Genomic DNA, 17,494 nt, shown 5'->3' on the forward strand with positions numbered 1-17,494 from the left:
CAACCGTCTTTCCAGTCCGTCAGGCCAACCTCAGCTGCGCCGGTGAAGGGGTATTTACGGATTAGACTTCCAACCCGCAAGCGGAAAATGAACAAAAACTATAGAAAATGCAGATTGCAAAATTAATTATTTATTTTCAAATTGTTAGCGGGTCCCTATCAAGCGGAGGCGCGCCAAAATCGTCGGAAACACAGACGGGGTTCCGCACTTTATCGCCTTGTTCACAATGTTACTCACAGACTCGCTTCCGAGTCAGGCAGAATCTGCTGTGTTGGACTGGAGTGACAGGCTTGGAATCGGCAACCGGAGGGTAAGAAGGATGACGATAGCTGCCAAATAGATCAGCGGCTCGATCTGAAACCCTTTTGCCAGCATCACATAATGCAGGCCGCCCAGCAAAGCGGCCGGGTACACCAGCCAATGCAGCCTGCGCCAACGCGGCCCCAGATGGCGCACCGACCAGTTGTTGGATGTTACCGTCAGAGGCAACAGCAAAAGAAACGCCCCCATTCCAACTGTAATATAAGGACGCTTGAGAATATCCGCCCAAATCTGGCTGGGAAGCTGTACGTCCAGAACCAGCCAGACAAGGAGATGCAGGCTGACATATACAAAAGTCAGCACGCCAATGGCCCGACGGAACTTCATCAGGTTCAAGCCCACAAATCGGCGCAAAGATGTGATGGCCAGGCCGGCAATCAGCAATTGTAACGCCAGTTCGCCATAGCGGTGCTCCAGCGCCTCAATCGGTTCGATCCCCAAACCGCCAGTCAGGCCAAGATAGAACAGCCAGGGCGCAGGCAGCACCCCCATCAAATAAACAGCCCATACCGGAATACGCCGGAGTGTCTGATTGATGGCTTGCATGATTCTAGTAATTCCTGGCCAGATCCATACCTTCATAAAGGCTGGCGACTTCTTCTTCATAACCGTTGAACATCAGCGTCGGTTTACGCGAGGCAAACAAGCCGCCGCCGATTTCACGTTCAGAGGCTTGTGACCAGCGCGGATGATCCACGTTCGGGTTTACATTGCTATAAAACCCGTATTCTCGCGAATTGGCCATATTCCAACTGGTGGGCGGCTCTTCTTCAGCAAGCGTGATGCGGACAATCGACTTGATCGATTTAAACCCGTATTTCCACGGCACGACCAGACGCAAAGGCGCGCCGTTCTGATTTGGGATCGGCTTGTTATAGATACCAGTGGCCATGATCGTAAGCGGATGCATCGCCTCATCCAGGCGCAAACCCTCGCGATAGGGCCATTCCAGAATTGGATAGCGTGTTCCCGGCATCTCATCCGGGCGGTGGGCCGTTTCGAACGCCACGTATTTCGCGCCCTCTTTAATCCCTGCCATGTTCAGAAGATCGGCCAATTCGAACCCGTTCCATGGAATGACCATCGACCAGGCTTCAACGCAACGGAAGCGATAGATGCGTTCTTCGATCGTCATCTCGGACAGGATGTCCTTGAAATCATACTCACCGGGACGATCGACCAGACCGTCAATCTTGACGCTCCAGGGTTCGGTCACCAGCGTATGTGCATATTTCGCCGGATCATCTTTTCCGGTCCCGAACTCATAGTAGTTGTTGTAACTCGTGATCTCTTCCCACGTGTTCGGCTCCAGCGCATCCTGCGCCGCAGCTGGTCGACCCATTGCCGCCAAACCAACACCCGCCATCCCGGCCATGACCTGCCGCCGGTTCAGGAACGCCGCCCGTGGGGTGACGTTGGCATGTGTCAATGTATTGGTCCAGCGATGCGCCATCTGGGTCTCCGTCATATTCGTTTGTCATTACATATTTAGGGTGCTGATAGCACAGACCCATGGAAACAGGCGTCACGTTTGAGCGACGTGATTGTAACGTTCCGGTTGGCGACAGGCCCAGACAGGCGGACTGTGCCGCGCTTTGCCCGTTTTCGACGGTCGTCACGACCTGAGCCAACTCGCGGTGCTCGAACATTACGCCGGGCATATACGTTTTACTCAGAGCTGGCTCTGAAAGGAGAATTACAGCCGGGTAGCCTGCCTGCAGTCTTTACAACTGCGGGTCTAAAACTGCACTCTGTCCGACAGGCACCATACGCGATCAACAGTGTGGCGGGCCTGTTTTTGCAGCCTCGTGGCCGCAATGGGAGGACAAAAATGTGTGATATCTGTGTAATGAACGCCGTAAAAGACAGGATGCTGTCCCGGCGCGGGTTCTTCAAAGCTGCTGCGGCATCGGGTGTTGCGGCTGCCGCAACCGGAGCAATGGCACCGGCCACACTGGCCGCGGGGCATGGCGGTGTCCAAGACATGACCCACACGCTCAGCCCGGAGTTCCCGACCTGGGGCGGAGAGCCGGGCATCTCGGCTGAACAGGCATTCAATTTCGCGGAACACGGATTCAATCTGTTCAATTTGTCGATTAATGAGCATACGGGCACGCATATAGATGCCCCACTGCACTTTTCTGCGGATGGAGCTTCAGTCGATGAAATCCCGGTCTCAGATCTGGTTGCACCACTTTGCGTGGTCGATATCGCAGCCCGCGCAGCAGAAGACGCCGATACGCGTTTAACCCCTGATGACCTGAAAGCCTGGATAGCCACTAACGGTGACATCCCCGACGGGGCCTGCGTCGCCATGCACTCGGGATGGGCAGGCAAAACCGCTACGGATAAGTTCCGCAATTTCGACGGCGAAGCGCAGCATTACCCAGGCTTTCACGTTGAAGCTGCGCAGATGCTGATGGAGGAAACCGGGGCGCGGTCAATTGCCGTTGACACCTTGTCACTGGATCACGGCATGTCTGCGGATTTCGCCACCCATTATGCCTGGTTGCCTTCTGGCCGGTTCGGGATCGAATGCCTGGCCAATCTGGACCGGGTACCCGCGACGGGCGCGACACTTGTTATTGGCGCACCGAAACACGCTGGCGGTACCGGAGGTCCGGCGCGGATACTTGCGCTGATCTGACCTAACTGACGTACGGCGAAACTGGCCCGCTTTCTTCAGTGGGCCAGTTTCCTTCTGCGCATTCCATGAGTGGTAGGCACTGAGAGAAAGCCAGCCAATGGGCAAGACCAAATCTGATATCACACGGCGCTATGATACCGCTGCACCAAAATGGCGGGATAAGATGCGTGCTCTTGGTTATTACGATGCGTATCTTGGTTTTCTGTCAGCAAGTCAGCTCGCGCCAGAGCACAACAATCGGGTTGTTGATATCGGTGCCGGAACCGCCTCGTTTGCAGAAGCCTGGGTCGCTGTTCATGGGTCACCCGTCGAAGTAACCCTTCTCGAACCCAGTCAAGCCATGTTGAAACAGGGTCAAAGCGCGTTACAGGCGCGGGGTGTCGAGCCAAGACTTGTGCAGGGCTTGTTAGGGTCTGTCGTTCTGGAACCCGCTGATGTGGCACTGGCTGCGCATGTCATCGAACATTGCCTCGATCCTTTGTGCGCACTTGAGCAGATTCACGATTTGATGCGCCCTAGTGGTCGTTTGTATCTGGTGGTGTCAAAGCCGCATTGGTGCAATGCGATCATCTGGCTGCAATGGCGCCATCGCACATTCGGCAGAGAAGAAATTCTGGGACTATTGCACAAAGCTGGCTTCGAATGCGAATGTGAGCACTCATTTCCCGCAGGCCCACCATCCCGGACAAGCCGGGGAATTTTGGCGCGTCGGAGAACGTAGATTCAGACAAATAAAGACCCGCCAATACGGCGGGTCTTCCGTTTGTGCCTAAGTCAATGCACCACTGCGTCATCCGGGCGGGGCCGTTCCGACGTCCCCAACCGGTCACCGATGATCAAGCCATCTGCCCCGGCGGTGACCGGAACGACCTCACCATCCTTGATATCACCGGCCAGCAGCGCTTCGGCCAGCGGGTTCTGCAGGGCGCGTTGAATCACGCGTTTCAGCGGGCGGGCTCCGAAGACAGGGTCATAGCCTTCGTTGGCCAGCCATTCCTTGGCGCCATCGTCCAGGGCCAGCTCGATCTTGCGGGCCGCCAAGCGTTTTTGCAGACGCGCCATCTGGATATCGACGATGCCATCCATATCGGCCCGCTTGAGCCGGTCAAAGATGATCGTTTCGTCCAGACGGTTCAGGAACTCGGGCCGGAAATGTGCCCGCACCGCATCCATCACGTCACGGCGGGCCTGCGCGCTGTCCGCGCCATCGGGCAACTGGCTGAGCGCCTGAGAGCCGAGGTTCGACGTCAGAATGATCAGCGTCTGCTTGAAGTCCACGGTGCGGCCCTGACCATCGGTCAGCACACCGTCATCCAGAACCTGCAACAGCACGTTGAACACATCCGGGTGCGCCTTTTCGACCTCGTCAAACAGCACGACCTGATAGGGCCTGCGCCGCACGGCTTCGGTCAGCACACCGCCTTCGTCATAACCGACATAGCCCGGAGGGGCACCGATCAGACGGGCAACCGCGTGTTTCTCCATGAACTCGGACATGTCGATGCGCACCATCGCGTTGTCGTCGTCGAACAGGAAGTTCGCCACGGCCTTGGTCAGCTCGGTCTTACCCACGCCGGTCGGTCCGAGGAACAGGAACGATCCCAGTGGGCGGCCTTCGTCATTCAGACCCGCTCGCGCACGGCGCACGGCGTTGGCGACAGCAGTCACCGCTGCATCCTGACCAATCACGCGGGAATGCAGAGCGTCTTCCATCCGCAACAGCTTCTCGCGCTCACCTTCCAGCATTTTCGAGGTCGGGATACCGGTCCAGCGTTCCACGACAGAAGCAATCTGTTCAGGGCGCACCGTTTCCTCGGCCATCATACCATTGCTTTCGGCGTTCTCGGCCTCGGTCAGCTTTTTCTCAAGCTCGGGGATGACGCCATAGGACAGTTCCCCCGCTTTGGCGAGGTTGCCTTCACGCTTGGCGATCTCAAGATCAGCGCGCGCCTTGTCGAGCTGTTCCTTCAGGTCACGGGCACCCGCCAGCTTGTCGCGTTCGGCCTGCCATTGCGCTGTCATCTCGGCGGATCGTTCCTGCAAATCGGCCAGGTCCTTTTGCAAGGTTTCTAGACGATCTTTCGAGGCCGCGTCATCTTCAAGCTTCAGTGCCTCTTCCTCGATCTGCATCTGGAGGATGTTCCGGTCGAGTTGATCGAGTTCTTCGGGCTTGCTGTCGACCTCCATCCGCAAACGCGATGCGGCCTCGTCGACAAGGTCGATCGCTTTGTCGGGCAGAAAGCGGTCAGTGATATAGCGGTGCGACAGGGTCGCCGCTGAAACAAGCGCTGAATCCGAGATGCGCACACCGTGGTGCAGTTCGTACTTTTCCTTGATGCCGCGCAGGATGCTGATCGTATCTTCGACCGTCGGCTCCTGTACCATTACAGGCTGGAACCGGCGCGCAAGGGCTGCGTCTTTTTCCACGTATTTGCGGTACTCGTCCAGCGTGGTCGCACCAATACAATGCAGCTCGCCGCGGGCAAGCGCAGGCTTGATCAGGTTGGCCGCATCCATTGCACCATCAGATTTCCCGGCACCGACCAGCGTATGCATTTCGTCGATGAACAGGATGATTTCACCCGCAGCTTCAGTCACCTCGGTCAGAACGGCCTTGAGGCGTTCTTCGAACTCACCGCGGTATTTCGCGCCAGCAATCAGAGCACCCATGTCAAGCGCCAGCAGCTTCTTGTCCTTCAACGATTCCGGCACATCTCCGTTGATGATACGCAGGGCCATGCCCTCGGCAATCGCGGTCTTACCGACGCCAGGTTCACCAATCAGAACTGGGTTGTTCTTGGTGCGACGCGACAGAACCTGCATCGAGCGGCGGATTTCTTCATCCCGACCGATGATCGGATCAATTTTGCCTTCGGCTGCAGCCTCGGTCAGGTCACGCGCGTACTTCTTGAGCGCGTCATAGCCTTCTTCCGCCGACGCGCTGTCAGCGGTGCGACCCTTGCGGATGTCGTTAATCGCTTCGTTCAGTTTTTGCGCTGATACGGCTCCGGCGTCCAATGCATCCTTGGCCTTGGACTTCACCATGCACAGCGCCATCAGAACACGTTCAACCGGCACGAAACTGTCGCCTGCCTTTGAGGCTATCTTTGCGGCCTCGTCCAGGACTTTGACAGTCTGGCCATCCATGTAAATCTGGCTCGCGTCACCGCTGACCTTGGGGATTTTCCCCATCGCAGTGTCCAGCGCCTCAACCACGCGGCTCGGCGCGCCGCCCGCGCGTGTGATCAGGTTGCTGGCCAACCCCTGATCGTCATCCATCAGTGCTTTGAGTATATGCGTGGGCTCCAGCCTCTGGTGCCCCTCGCGCAGCGCAATGGTCTGCGCAGCCTGCACGAATCCCCGTGCCCGCTCGGTGAACTTGTTCAAGTCCATGATATTCTCCTTTTCCAAGCGCCCCGTTTTGACATGCCCGCCTGGCAGCACACATCGGTCGAAGCCTCACATTCAATCTGGGAAATATCTTTGGTGGTTCAAGAGGCTAAAACACAGAAATCGACCTATTCACGCTGGATGGTATAGACTGTATAACCACCAGTCTCGGCGACCTGAACGGCACCCAGATCATTCACCAAAGTTTGGGCTGCCGCACTTCCCGTCGGGCAAGAGACCAGATCTGCGGTATGGTCCAGGAAATTGCCGGTAAACGCCGTTTCACCAGTAAGTTGACACCAATCACCCTCAGACCTGTAACCACCAACCAAACGCAAATCGTCATTGGTCGGCACTGGTGCAGCCCCTGTGTCCGGTGTTTCGGGTGGCGTGTCATTACACGCGGCCAGTGCAATCAACGCGCCCAGCAGAACCAGCTTATTCATTTTTTACCCCTTATTTTGAATTCAAGTTATCAATACAGAGCACGATAACACGAATTGAAGCTGCCTGCGCGGCTTAGCAGATGGACAGAGCGGCCCGAAGCCGCTAGGACGCAGACGTTTGCCAAAAAGGAGCGCCCCCATGTCAGATGACCGCCTGATCGTAGCCCTTGATGTTCCCAACGCTCTGCAAGGGTTGGCCATGGCTGAACGTTTGGGGGACAGCGTTTCTTTCTACAAAATCGGGCTGGGTATGCTGACCGGTGGCGGGTTGGCATTGGCCAACGAGCTGAAACAGGACCACGGCAAGCGCATCTTCCTGGACATGAAATTGTTCGACATTGGCAATACTGTAGAAAATGCCGTTCGGGGGTTGGCGCAATTCGATCTGGATTTTCTGACCGTGCATGGTGACCCTCATGTGGTGCGCGCTGCCAAAGAAGGTGCTGCGGGTAAAGACCTGAAGATCCTCGCCGTGACCATCCTGACCTCGCTGAACCGCGACGATTTGGACGCAAGTCTTCTGAAATCCGGCGATGTGCAGGACTTGGTTGTCGAACGCGCGGCCAAAGCCTTTGAAGCCGGAGCTGATGGCGTTATCGCCAGCCCGCAGGAAGCCGCCCTGATCCGTGCTCTGCCACAGGCTGAAGGGCGTCTGATTGTAACCCCTGGTGTGCGCCCGGCTGGCGCAGCGCTTGGTGATCAGAAACGTGTAGCCACCCCGGCAAGCGCCATTCAGGATGGCGCAGATCACATCGTTGTTGGCCGCCCGATTTATCAGGCAAAAGACCCAAAGGCCGCTGCTGAGGCCGTTCTTTCCGAATTAAATTCTCTCAAGGTGTGCTAAGACCACCTGGTCATTTCAGGTGGGTTTTGCGTTGGATTTTCCGCGCAACAAGTTGACCTAAGGTCACTTTTTGACGAAACCGCGCCAAATCGTCTCTGTGCCAGAAAACACACATTCAAAACCCGAGTTTTCTCGGCACAACCTTCATCCTATCGAAACTAATGATTTTCAGCGATTCTGAAGGGGAAATACTCCCCTACGAACCGCTTCTTCCTGAGGTTCGTTACTTCCCCCCGCGATGTGCGGGGGGTCTTCTTTTCAAATCATCCCATGCCAGCAGGGCCTTTGATCCAGGATCACAGGTGATATAAAGAACTTCCAAGCTAACTGCGGAACGCATGAGGACGCAGATGCCCGGTCTTTGCCGAGATTGCCTGACCACATTGTCAAACGAACAACGCTGTACTGCCTGTGGCAGTCCGCGGGTAAAGACTCACTCGGAACTGTTTGACCTGTCGATTGCCCATATGGATTGTGACGCCTTCTATGCCTCGGTGGAGAAACGTGACAACCCTGAACTGGCGGACAAACCGGTTATCATTGGCGGCGGCAAGCGCGGCGTTGTTTCAACTGCCTGCTACGTTGCCCGTATTCGCGGTGTCCGGTCGGCCATGCCCATGTTCAAGGCGTTGCAACTCTGCCCCGAAGCCGTCGTGATCAAGCCGCGCATGTCCGTCTACGCCCAGGTGTCGCGCGACATCCGCGCCATGATGGATGAATTGACACCCGTGGTCGAACCCCTGTCGCTGGACGAAGCCTTCATGGACCTGTCGGGAACCGAACGTTTGCATGGCGCGCCACCGGCCGTCATGCTGGCGCGTCTGGTCAAGCGCATGAAGGATGAAATCGGTGTCACCGGCTCAATCGGGTTAAGTCACAACAAGTTTTTGGCCAAGGTCGCATCGGACCTCGACAAACCGCGCGGATTTTCAGTGATTGGCAAGGCGGAAACGGCAGAGTTTCTGAGTGACAAACCCGTAAGGTTGATCTGGGGCATTGGCCCGGCTGCGCAGGAAGCGCTGGACCAGGCCGGGATCAGAACTTTCAGTGATTTGCTGCGTTGGGATCAGGAGGCACTTACCGCACGGTTCGGTTCGATGGGATATCGCCTGTGGCACTTGGCCCGGGGTCAGGACAAGCGACGCGTATCTGCGCATGAGCCGATGAAATCCATCAGCAACGAGACGACATTTTTCGAAGACACGTCGAGCCTTGATATTCTGGACGGCCATTTGTGGCGCATGGCCCTGAAAGTGTCGGACCGCGCCAAGGCAAAGGATCTGGCAGGTCGGGTTGTCACGTTGAAACTGAAGAAAGCCAATCACAAGATCCTGACGCGGCGCGTGTCCTTGCGGGATGCGACACAGATTGCCGACCGGATTTACCGCACGGCCCGGGGCCTGTTCGATCAGGTTGGCGATCAGGGGCCGTATCGGTTGTTGGGCTGTGGTTTGTCTGACCTTTGCCCGGCGGATCAGGCGGATATTTCCGGCGACCTGCTGGATCCGGATGCTGCCCGCAGATCAAAGGCCGAACGGGCCACGGACGAGATTCGCCAGCGGTTCGGGGCCGAAGCAATCATGAAGGGCCGTGCGCTGCGCTGATATTATTCCGCCGCCAGACGCTCTGGGCTCGCACCCAGGCTGGAAATCTCCCGGACCACCTGCCTGAGCAGCTTCGAGAACGCCATGAAATTGGCATTGGGCGCGATTTTTTCTTCGTCCATGTACAAAGCGCGATCGATCTCGATCTGAACAGCGTGCTGCTGGCGACCGGGACGACCATAGGTTTGTGTCACATATGCCCCGGCAAAAGGCGCATTGCGTGCCACGTTGAGACCCGCTGCCGCAAAAGCCGCTTCAATGAGGTCCACAACCTCAGAGGATGCGGACGCGCCAAACCGGTCGCCCAACACGATCTCGGGCCGCCTTCCGCGCGCAGTGCCTGCCATGGCCACCGCCTCGTGCGGCATCGAGTGGCAGTCCACCAGAATTGCCTGTCCGAACATCTCGTGTGATTCGGCCAGCAGGGATTTCAACCGCGCATGATAAGGGCGCCAATAAGTGTCGATGCGCAGCCGCGCTTCGTCCATGGTGAGTTTGCCGCGATAAATTGCCCGACCGTTGGCTACCACGCGGGGAATCACCCCGAGCCCTGACGCGACCCTTGGATTATGCCCGAGCCTGCGGGCACCGCTGATCAAGGCCGGGTCAAGTTCATCCAGACTGCGGTTCAAATCCAGATAGGCGCGTGGCATGGCCGCCTTGATCAAAGGGGCACCGTTTTCCGCGGCGGGCGCGAACAACTGATCAACAAAGGCGTCTTCTGAGGATCGAATCACGCTCCGGTTCAATACGGACCGGTTCAGAAAAGCCTCAGGATACTCCCGCCCGCTATGAGGCGATGAAAAAACCACGCACGAGGTGCGGTTTTCGGGTATATCCAATACATAGGCTGCGCTTTGCATGATCCCTCCGTGCTCGTAATCAACATAGACCGGAAAAATTGTTCTTCCAAACCCCTTGAACCCATTTGCGACTCCTTTTATAGACCCGCTACCGGCGCGGGGATCCGCGCCCCATTTCGTTATGGGGCAAGGCACGCAAAGGGAAAGTGGGCGGTTAGCTCAGCGGTAGAGCACTTCGTTGACATCGAAGGGGTCACAAGTTCGATCCTTGTACCGCCCACCATGATTTCACTGTTCCGGTTCTCCGGGACACCCGAGTAACCCAGGCGCTGGCCACGTCCTTGATGAAGGCGCCGCAGATTGGAGACAGACCATGAAGGTCAGGAACTCGCTCCGCTCGCTCAAGAACCGGCACCGTGACTGCCGGATTGTGCGTCGCAAAGGCCGCGTCTACGTGATCAACAAGACGCAGCGCAAGTTCAAAGCGCGTCAGGGCTAAGAACTGCACATCACTGCTTAAAGAAACCGCACCTTCGGGTGCGGTTTTTTTGTTCCTCGATACACTGGTCGAAGGTTTGGTTGTTTTCAGGAAATTCGACAGTACGGTCGCGACCTTTTGACCGAGTAAATCAGTCGGATTTACTTGCATCCCGCCCAGAATCATATAATTGAGAAAATCAGTCGGATTAATGACCGGCCCGAAATTCAATTGTTGAGGCACACTATGCTGAAATCCACGACCTGCCTGGCCGCCGCGCTGTCGGCTCTGATCGCAACATCTGCCGCCGCCGAAGGCGAGCTGAACCTTTATTCGTCGCGCCACTATGACACCGACGAACGGCTGTATACCGACTTTGAAGACGCAACTGGCATCAAGATTAACAGGATCGAAGGCAAAGCGGACGAACTGATTGCCCGGATGGAAGCGGAAGGCGCAAACTCACCTGCCGACGTGATGCTGACCGTGGACACGTCGCGCCTGGCACGAGCCAAGAACGCAGGTATCCTGCAATCGATCGACAGCGCAAAACTGGAAGAGCGCATTCCAGCCAACCTGCAGGACAGCGACAATCAGTGGTTTGGTTTCTCGCAACGCGGTCGGATCATCTTTTTCGACAAGGAAAACGTGACCAACCCGCCGGCCACCTACGCTGATCTGGCCAAACCGGAATACAAGGGAATGGTTTGTATCCGGTCTTCGACCAACACCTACAACCAGACCCTGCTGGCGTCGATCATCACACACGAAGGCACTGAGGCCGCCAAGTCCTGGGCCGAGGGTGTTGTCGCCAACATGGCGCGTGACCCGCAGGGCGGTGACACCGACCAGTTGCGCGGCATCGTTTCGGGCGAGTGTGAAATCGCGGTTTCGAACACCTACTATTTCGCGCGTTCCATTCGCACAGACGTCAAAGGCTTGTCCTCAGACCGCGACATGATCGACTGGGTCTTCCCGAACCAGGACAGCTATGGCGCGCATATGAATCTATCCGGTGGTGGGGTCGCCGCGCACGCACCCAACAAGGAAAACGCGATCCTGTTCCTTGAGTATCTGGCCAGCGATCAGGCGCAGAAATACTTCTCGGCGGGCAATGACGAGTTCCCGGCTGTTCCAAATGTCGAACTGGCCGAGTCGGTCAAGGCGCTGGGTGAATTCAAGGCCGACGACGTGAACCTTTCAGACGTTGCAAAGAACATCCCCGAAGCGCAGAAGATCTTTAACGAAGTTGGCTGGAAGTAATCTTTCTTAGCGCTGACTTATTGAAAAGGATGCGGATTGTTCGCATCCTTTTTCGTTGATATGTGATATTTGTTAGTGTACTTTCTCATATATGAGAAATTTTTTCACGATGGTGTAATGCCTGACACCCTGTCAAACCGCCTTGCCAATCGCCTGAGCGAGCTGCGCCGCGGGCGCGGTTGGTCTTTGGATTACCTTGCCGAACGCAGCAGGATCAGCCGCGCCACCTTGTCCCGTATGGAAAAAGGGGATGTCAGCCCAACAGCCGACAACCTAGGCCGTCTGTGTGCTGCATACGATCTGCCGATCTCACGCCTGCTGATGATGGTTGAAGACAGCTTTGACCCCAAGGTTCCATTCGAACACCAGACCGAGTGGCGCGACCCTGAAACCGGCTTCACCCGCCGTGCTGTTTCACCACCCGCAAATGGATTGAACGCCGAGGTTCTGGAATGCCACCTTCCCCGGGACAGGGTCATTACCTACGAAGTGCCAACTAAATCGGGGCAAGAGCATCATCTGATCTTAGTGGACGGAGCGCTTACCCTGACGGTCGATGGAACACCCCACGCGCTGAACGCCGGAGATTGCCTGCGCTATCATCTGTCAGGACCGACCCGGTTTGAAACAGGGGCGTCGCGTGGCGCACGTTACCTGCTGGTGCTTATATGATCACGCGCCTGACCGATAACGATTTTGACGCGGCGCTGGACGACCTGGCAGAAATCCTGCATGCCTGTGTTCACGATGGGGCCAGCATAGGTTTCATACTTCCGTTTACCCTGAATGATGCGCGTGCGTACTGGCAACAATACGTACAGCCCGGTCTTAGGTCAGGTAAACTGGACTTGTTCGTTTCGAATGACGGTCCCCGCATTGCAGGCACCGTCCAACTGATCCCGGCGGCAATGCCCAACCAACCCCACCGCGCCGACGTGGCGAAACTTCTGGTCCACCCCAACGCCAGACGGCGGGGGTTAGGCCGATCCCTGATGAATGCGCTTGTTCTTCGGGCGCGAGAGGTGGGGCGCACGGTGCTAGTACTTGATACGCGCAGCACCGATCCCTCGCGGCTGCTTTATCAAAGCCTCGGGTTTCAGATCGCGGGGGAAATACCGAATTACTGCCGGAACCCATTTGAACCAAAATTCGAGCCCACAACCTATATGTACAAAAACCTTGACCCTTGAAAAGACGCAGCCCCCGCTACTGGGCGGCGGTTACCTTTTCGGGAAACTTGTTCGGCAACAGCCCGAGGCGGCGCGCACGACGAACATCTGCCAGCAGGTCCCGTTCGGCGGCCTCAAACAACTCTTCAGGGTCATCCAGAACAAAATACCCCATCTGGTGCATGTCGATCCGGTAGGGTGTTCGCAGAATCGTAAGAACGTCAAATGGGTCACGATCGGGTATGTCGCTGGTCACGGCATAGACCAGTTCTGTCGGCGACGACGCCAACCCTGAACCCAGCGCCTTGATCTGACCGTTCTGGCGGCGCAGGCCAAACTCGATCGAAAACCAGTAGAGCCTGATCAACCAGGCATAATCCGCGTCATCTGCCTGCTTTCCGGCTAGCCCGATGGCGTGGCTGAACGCGGCAAAACGCGGATCACTTAACAACGGTGTATGTCCGAATATCTCATGAAAGATATCCGGCTCTTCTATATAGTCGAAATCTTCCCGGGAGCGGATGAAAGAGGCGGCCGGAAAAACCCGATCCGCCAGCATCCCGAAAAACGTCTTGAATCCGATCAGCGCCGGAACCGGCTGCACCCGCCAACCGGTCAGGTCCAGCAACCGTTTAGAAATATCTGCACAAGAAGGCACTTTTGTCTTCGGTAGGTCCAGCCGCGCCAAACCGCTTAGGTATTCCGGCGCCATATAGCGCCGTACGTTTTCTTCCTGTGCCGCGTAAAGATCAGCCCAGACCGCATTCTCTTCGTCTGTGTAGGTAATGTGGCCATATTCATCCGCGAGTTTGGCGACATATTTGGTCGATTTGGGCATCAGCATCCTCCTGCATGAGATCAGGATACCTCAACTCACATGGAGAATTTGTTTTGATATTCTGCGCATCGTCTGTATTATGAACGAAACGTTCCGAGATATTGCCATTTGCGGGCCAAATGCTTCACCCTGCCGACATTGATATCTTGCGAGAGCTTCAGGCCAGTGGACGCCTGTCTATGCAGGAACTGGCCGACCGGACCGGGTTGTCGGCTTCGCAATGTTGGCGCCGCGTCCGTGACCTTGAATCGTCCGGGGTGGTTTCAGGGTATCGCGCGCAGGTTTCTGCCAAGGCAGTCGGCCTGAATGCCATTGCCTATGTCCACGTCGCGCTGAAGGACCATCAGGAGAACAGCATCTCGGCGTTTCTTCGTCTGGTCGAGACCGAGCCGCAAATCGTCGAGTGCGCCTCGATCACCGGGGATCACGACTTTATCCTGAAGGTTTACGCCAAATCCCCTGAGGATCTTGAGGTCTTCATCATGCAGCGCCTGTTGAAATCAGGGCTGGTCCGCGACACCCGCAGCAACTTTGTGCTTCGCCAGACCAAGACCCGCGGCCCTTTACCCATTCTTTGACAGGGTCCACCAAAACGGAACCTGAGCGGCTCTGTTAGCGGCATAACCCATCCTTTCTAAGACGTGGTGTTGAAGGGCGGGGTGTGTCACTCAGTTGGAAAAGCCCGGCCACCATTTATTGGCGGCCGGGCTTACAAGGATCAAAACGTCTTCAGAAGTGAGCCGATTTCGCGGTCGCGGGCTTTTCCATCGGCGGCGCGAACTTAGTCAAATCGATCCCCTTTACCGCCGACTTGTATTCCTCGGCGGTTGGGGTCCGGCCCAATATAGCCGAGAGCACGACAACCGGTGTCGACGCAAGCAGGGACTCACCCTTTTTCTCATCGGAGTCTTCAACGACACGACCCTGGAAAAGGCGCGTGGATGTCGCCAGAACGGTATCGCCTTTTGCAGCCTTTTCCTGGTTCCCCATGCAAAGGTTACAGCCGGGCCGCTCAAGGTACAGGATATTTTCGTATTCCGTGCGTGCCTTGTTTTTCGGAAACAGATCGTCGAATTCAAAGCCCGAGTATTTCTGAAGAATGCTCCACTCGCCTTCTTCTTTCAGCTCATCGATGATGTTGTAGGTCGGTGCTGCGACAACCAGCGGGGCCTTGAATTCGACAGTGCCCTGTTCCTCTTCAAGGTTCTTAAGCATCTGCGAGACGATAATCAGATCGCCCTTGTGCACCATGCACGACCCGACAAAGCCCAGATCGACCTTCTTTTCACCCTTGTAGTAGGAAACCGGGCGGATAGTGTCGTGGGTGTAACGCTTTGATACGTCAGCGTTGTTCACATCCGGGTCGGCTATCATCGGTTCGTCGATCTCATCCAGATCAACGACGAGCTCGGCAAAATACTTGGCGTTTTCATCGGGTTTCAGGGCCGGCTTTTCACCCGACCTGATCTCCGCTATCCGCGCATTCGCCTTGTCGATCAGACCTTGCAGCGTCTGGGCTTCGTTTTCCATACCCTTGTCGATCATGATCTGGATGCGGCCTTTGGCGATTTCCAGAGATTCAATCAGCGTGTCATCTTCGGAAATACAGATCGAAGCCTTGGCCTTCATCTCGGCCGTCCAGTCGGTGAATGTGAACGCCTGATCCGCCAGCAAGGTGCCGATATGAACTTCGATGATCCGGCCCTGGAAGACGTTGTCACCGAATGTCTTCAACATCTGCGACTGGGTGGCGTGAACCACGTCGCGGAAATCCATATGGTCTGCCATCTGGCCCTTGAAGGTCACCTTCACCGATTCAGGGATCGGCATCGTGGCTTCACCGGTGGCCAGCGCCAGCGCAACGGTGCCCGAATCCGCTCCAAACGCTACGCCCTTGGACATGCGGGTGTGCGAGTCGCCGCCAATGATGATGGCCCAGTCATTCACGGTGATGTCGTTCAGCACCTTGTGGATTACGTCTGTCATCGAATGGTAAACACCCTTGGGATCACGCGCAGTGATCAGGCCAAAGCTGTTCATGAACTTCATCAGTTTGGGTATGTTCGCCTGCGCCTTTGCGTCCCAAACTGACGCTGTGTGGCACCCGGACTGATATGCGCCATCAACGATGGGCGAGATCACGGTTGCCGCCATAGCTTCCAGCTCCTGCGCGGTCATCAGGCCGGTGGTGTCTTGCGACCCAACGATATTGACCTTCACCCGAGCATCCGAGCCCGCGTGCAGGACCTTTCCGTCAGCCACGCCAACCGCGTTTTTGTTGAAGATCTTCTCGACAGCTGTCAGGCCCTGTCCCTCGTGCGAGATTTCCTTGGACGGAGCAAATGCAGATTCCAGCGCAACACCAAGGGTTTCCGCCGCAAAGGTCTGCAGCTTCTTGCCAAAGACAATAGCGTAAGAGCCGCCAGCCTTGATGAATTCGACCTTTTGCGGCGTGAAGGACGACGATACATCGACAAGCTCTTTATCGCCTGCTTCGTTGTAAAGCTTCTTGTCCTTTGTGTTGATGGTCAGAACGGTTCCGGTCTCGACCGAGTATTTCTGTTCAAGGACAGGACTTTCGTCGTTGTTCAGGATCGGGTTGCCGTCGTCATCCAGCTTTTTGACCCAGTTCTTCAGGTCAATGCCGATACCTCCGGTCACGCCAACGGTGGTCAGAAAGATCGGTGAGATTCCGTTTGTTCCCGCGACAACTGGTGCGATGTTCACAAAGGGAACATAAGGGCTGGCTTGCGTTCCGGTCCACAAGGCGACGTTGTTGACGCCGGACATGCGCGACGACCCGACGCCCATTGTCCCTTTTTCGGCGACCAGCATGACACGTTTGTCCGGGTGTTGTTTCTGCAAATCCTGAATCTCGGCCTGTGCCGCCGGTGTGATCATGCATTTTCCATGCAGTTCCCGATCCGCACGAGAATGCGCCTGATTACCGGGCGACAGAAGGTCGGTGGAAATGTCTCCTTCGGCCGCGACATAGGTCACAACCTTGATTTCCTCTTCGATGTCAGGCAGCCGGGTAAAGAACTCGGCCTTGGCATAGCTTTCCAGAATGTCCTTTGCGATCACGTTTCCGGCCTCAAAAGCAGACTTGAGGCGCTGGGTATCCGCATCATACAGGAACACCTGCGTTCTCAGCACCTCTGCCGCCTGACTTGCGATCGACGCATCATCGCCCAGCGCCAGATCCAGCAGAACCTCGACCGAGGGGCCGCCTTTCATATGTGACAACAACTCGAACGCGAAGGCCTGCGAGATTTCTTCGACCGAGGCTTCACCCAGTATGATCTCTTTCAGGAACCGCGCCTTTTCACCAGCTGCGCTGGTTGTACCCGGCAGCGTGTTATAGATGAAATAGGACAAAGACTCGGCGCGGTGAACGTTGTCCACATCTTTGATTTGTTCAATGACTTCCTGAAGCAGCGCACCGTCTTCAATGGGTTTGGGGTGCAAACCTTGCTCTTTGCGCGTCTCGATCTCGTTCAGGTATTCTGTATATAGGCTCATGACGGTTCCGACCATTTAGCTGGTGCGCTGGCAGGTAATAAACCAGCGCCTTAATTTTGTATGCCGCGGTATACTAAATGCTCACAACTTGCAAGACTCTCTCCTGCGACCCTGTGTCCTGATCGAGGATGTATCTGTCGAAATATCTGTCCGTCATGCGTGATTTGTC

Annotated in this window: 16 protein-coding genes and 1 tRNA gene; 10 read left to right on the forward strand and 7 right to left on the reverse strand. The window is 56.2% G+C overall.

Annotated elements, in window-relative coordinates; all coding sequences use genetic code 11:
* Window positions 1-252 precede the first annotated feature (252 nt).
* The gene (gene msrQ / locus ACR0NZ_RS19265) at window positions 253-867 is read right to left on the reverse strand and encodes a protein-methionine-sulfoxide reductase heme-binding subunit MsrQ (protein WP_480494588.1); all 615 of its coding nucleotides are present in this window, start codon (window positions 865-867) and stop codon (window positions 253-255) included.
* A 4-nt stretch (window positions 868-871) separates the two neighbouring features.
* Window positions 872-1,774, reverse strand: a complete 903-nt coding sequence (gene msrP, locus ACR0NZ_RS19270) for a protein-methionine-sulfoxide reductase catalytic subunit MsrP (protein WP_480521216.1) — start codon at window positions 1,772-1,774, stop codon at window positions 872-874.
* 378 nt (window positions 1,775-2,152) lie between these two features.
* Here msrP and ACR0NZ_RS19275 point away from each other — a divergent pair, with 378 nt between their 5' ends.
* Entirely contained in the window at window positions 2,153-2,968 is an 816-nt protein-coding gene (locus tag ACR0NZ_RS19275; protein WP_480474870.1) for a cyclase family protein, read from the forward strand.
* Between the two features lie 97 nt (window positions 2,969-3,065).
* Window positions 3,066-3,689 (forward strand): class I SAM-dependent methyltransferase, encoded by a 624-nt coding sequence (locus ACR0NZ_RS19280; RefSeq protein ID WP_480521170.1) that lies wholly within the window; start codon window positions 3,066-3,068, stop codon window positions 3,687-3,689.
* Between the two features lie 53 nt (window positions 3,690-3,742).
* On the opposite strand, the gene clpB is transcribed toward ACR0NZ_RS19280, so the two are convergent.
* Entirely contained in the window at window positions 3,743-6,361 is a 2,619-nt protein-coding gene (clpB, locus tag ACR0NZ_RS19285; protein ID WP_480521172.1) for an ATP-dependent chaperone ClpB, read from the reverse strand.
* A 125-nt stretch (window positions 6,362-6,486) separates the two neighbouring features.
* Window positions 6,487-6,804 (reverse strand): hypothetical protein, encoded by a 318-nt coding sequence (locus ACR0NZ_RS19290; RefSeq protein WP_480521174.1) that lies wholly within the window; start codon window positions 6,802-6,804, stop codon window positions 6,487-6,489.
* Window positions 6,805-6,943: 139 nt separating this feature from the next.
* Between ACR0NZ_RS19290 and pyrF the strand changes: the two genes are divergently transcribed.
* Together pyrF and ACR0NZ_RS19300 are read left to right on the forward strand one after the other, a co-directional pair.
* Complete coding sequence (pyrF, locus tag ACR0NZ_RS19295) at window positions 6,944-7,648, forward strand: orotidine-5'-phosphate decarboxylase (RefSeq protein ID WP_480474867.1); 705 nt, start codon at window positions 6,944-6,946, stop codon at window positions 7,646-7,648.
* A gap of 350 nt (window positions 7,649-7,998) precedes the next feature.
* Window positions 7,999-9,252, forward strand: a complete 1,254-nt coding sequence (locus ACR0NZ_RS19300) for a DNA polymerase IV (protein ID WP_480474866.1) — start codon at window positions 7,999-8,001, stop codon at window positions 9,250-9,252.
* A 2-nt stretch (window positions 9,253-9,254) separates the two neighbouring features.
* Here the strand turns inward: ACR0NZ_RS19300 and ACR0NZ_RS19305 are convergent, their stop codons facing one another.
* Entirely contained in the window at window positions 9,255-10,115 is an 861-nt protein-coding gene (locus ACR0NZ_RS19305) for an N-formylglutamate amidohydrolase (protein ID WP_480521176.1), read from the reverse strand.
* A gap of 148 nt (window positions 10,116-10,263) precedes the next feature.
* On the opposite strand from ACR0NZ_RS19305, the gene ACR0NZ_RS19310 reads away from it, so the two are divergent.
* The 5 genes from ACR0NZ_RS19310 (at window position 10,264) to ACR0NZ_RS19330 (ending at window position 12,986) form a co-directional block, all read left to right on the forward strand.
* A tRNA-Val gene (locus ACR0NZ_RS19310) sits at window positions 10,264-10,338 on the forward strand.
* Between the two features lie 90 nt (window positions 10,339-10,428).
* Window positions 10,429-10,554, forward strand: a complete 126-nt coding sequence (ykgO, locus tag ACR0NZ_RS19315) for a type B 50S ribosomal protein L36 (protein WP_085868787.1) — start codon at window positions 10,429-10,431, stop codon at window positions 10,552-10,554.
* Between the two features lie 225 nt (window positions 10,555-10,779).
* Complete coding sequence (locus tag ACR0NZ_RS19320; protein WP_480521179.1) at window positions 10,780-11,796, forward strand: Fe(3+) ABC transporter substrate-binding protein; 1,017 nt, start codon at window positions 10,780-10,782, stop codon at window positions 11,794-11,796.
* A 117-nt stretch (window positions 11,797-11,913) separates the two neighbouring features.
* Window positions 11,914-12,468: a helix-turn-helix domain-containing protein gene (locus ACR0NZ_RS19325; RefSeq protein WP_480521181.1), complete on the forward strand. Its 555-nt coding sequence runs from the start codon at window positions 11,914-11,916 to the stop codon at window positions 12,466-12,468.
* Window positions 12,465-12,986 carry an N-acetyltransferase family protein gene (locus ACR0NZ_RS19330; protein WP_480521183.1) on the forward strand — a complete coding sequence of 174 codons (522 nt, stop codon included), beginning with the start codon at window positions 12,465-12,467 and terminating at the stop codon, window positions 12,984-12,986. Before ACR0NZ_RS19325 ends, ACR0NZ_RS19330 begins: the two co-directional genes overlap by 4 nt.
* Before the next feature lie 16 nt (window positions 12,987-13,002).
* Here ACR0NZ_RS19330 and ACR0NZ_RS19335 read toward each other — a convergent pair whose 3' ends face one another.
* A complete protein-coding gene (locus ACR0NZ_RS19335) occupies window positions 13,003-13,803 on the reverse strand; it encodes a phenylalanine 4-monooxygenase (protein WP_480521185.1) in 801 nt (266 codons plus the stop codon).
* A gap of 119 nt (window positions 13,804-13,922) precedes the next feature.
* Here ACR0NZ_RS19335 and ACR0NZ_RS19340 point away from each other — a divergent pair, with 119 nt between their 5' ends.
* On the forward strand, window positions 13,923-14,381 hold the full coding sequence (locus tag ACR0NZ_RS19340) for an Lrp/AsnC family transcriptional regulator (RefSeq protein ID WP_480474860.1): 459 nt from the start codon (window positions 13,923-13,925) through the stop codon (window positions 14,379-14,381).
* 151 nt (window positions 14,382-14,532) lie between these two features.
* Here ACR0NZ_RS19340 and ACR0NZ_RS19345 read toward each other — a convergent pair whose 3' ends face one another.
* Entirely contained in the window at window positions 14,533-17,325 is a 2,793-nt protein-coding gene (locus ACR0NZ_RS19345; RefSeq protein ID WP_480521187.1) for a bifunctional aconitate hydratase 2/2-methylisocitrate dehydratase, read from the reverse strand.
* Window positions 17,326-17,494: the final 169 nt, after the last annotated feature.

Source organism: Ruegeria sp. AE3 (assembly GCF_056542225.1).

Coding starts and splice junctions, on each gene's coding strand:
- ACR0NZ_RS19305 (WP_480521176.1), bottom strand. CDS start 10,115: ATGCAAAGCGCAGCCTATGTATTGGATATACCCGAAAACCGCACCTCG.
- ACR0NZ_RS19325 (WP_480521181.1), top strand. CDS start 11,914: ATGCCTGACACCCTGTCAAACCGCCTTGCCAATCGCCTGAGCGAGCTG.
- pyrF (WP_480474867.1), top strand. CDS start 6,944: ATGTCAGATGACCGCCTGATCGTAGCCCTTGATGTTCCCAACGCTCTG.
- ACR0NZ_RS19320 (WP_480521179.1), top strand. CDS start 10,780: ATGCTGAAATCCACGACCTGCCTGGCCGCCGCGCTGTCGGCTCTGATC.
- msrQ (WP_480494588.1), bottom strand. CDS start 867: ATGCAAGCCATCAATCAGACACTCCGGCGTATTCCGGTATGGGCTGTT.
- ACR0NZ_RS19280 (WP_480521170.1), top strand. CDS start 3,066: ATGGGCAAGACCAAATCTGATATCACACGGCGCTATGATACCGCTGCA.
- ykgO (WP_085868787.1), top strand. CDS start 10,429: ATGAAGGTCAGGAACTCGCTCCGCTCGCTCAAGAACCGGCACCGTGAC.
- clpB (WP_480521172.1), bottom strand. CDS start 6,361: ATGGACTTGAACAAGTTCACCGAGCGGGCACGGGGATTCGTGCAGGCT.
- msrP (WP_480521216.1), bottom strand. CDS start 1,774: ATGGCGCATCGCTGGACCAATACATTGACACATGCCAACGTCACCCCA.
- ACR0NZ_RS19275 (WP_480474870.1), top strand. CDS start 2,153: ATGTGTGATATCTGTGTAATGAACGCCGTAAAAGACAGGATGCTGTCC.
- ACR0NZ_RS19300 (WP_480474866.1), top strand. CDS start 7,999: ATGCCCGGTCTTTGCCGAGATTGCCTGACCACATTGTCAAACGAACAA.
- ACR0NZ_RS19340 (WP_480474860.1), top strand. CDS start 13,923: ATGCTTCACCCTGCCGACATTGATATCTTGCGAGAGCTTCAGGCCAGT.
- ACR0NZ_RS19345 (WP_480521187.1), bottom strand. CDS start 17,325: ATGAGCCTATATACAGAATACCTGAACGAGATCGAGACGCGCAAAGAG.
- ACR0NZ_RS19335 (WP_480521185.1), bottom strand. CDS start 13,803: ATGCCCAAATCGACCAAATATGTCGCCAAACTCGCGGATGAATATGGC.
- ACR0NZ_RS19290 (WP_480521174.1), bottom strand. CDS start 6,804: ATGAATAAGCTGGTTCTGCTGGGCGCGTTGATTGCACTGGCCGCGTGT.
- ACR0NZ_RS19330 (WP_480521183.1), top strand. CDS start 12,465: ATGATCACGCGCCTGACCGATAACGATTTTGACGCGGCGCTGGACGAC.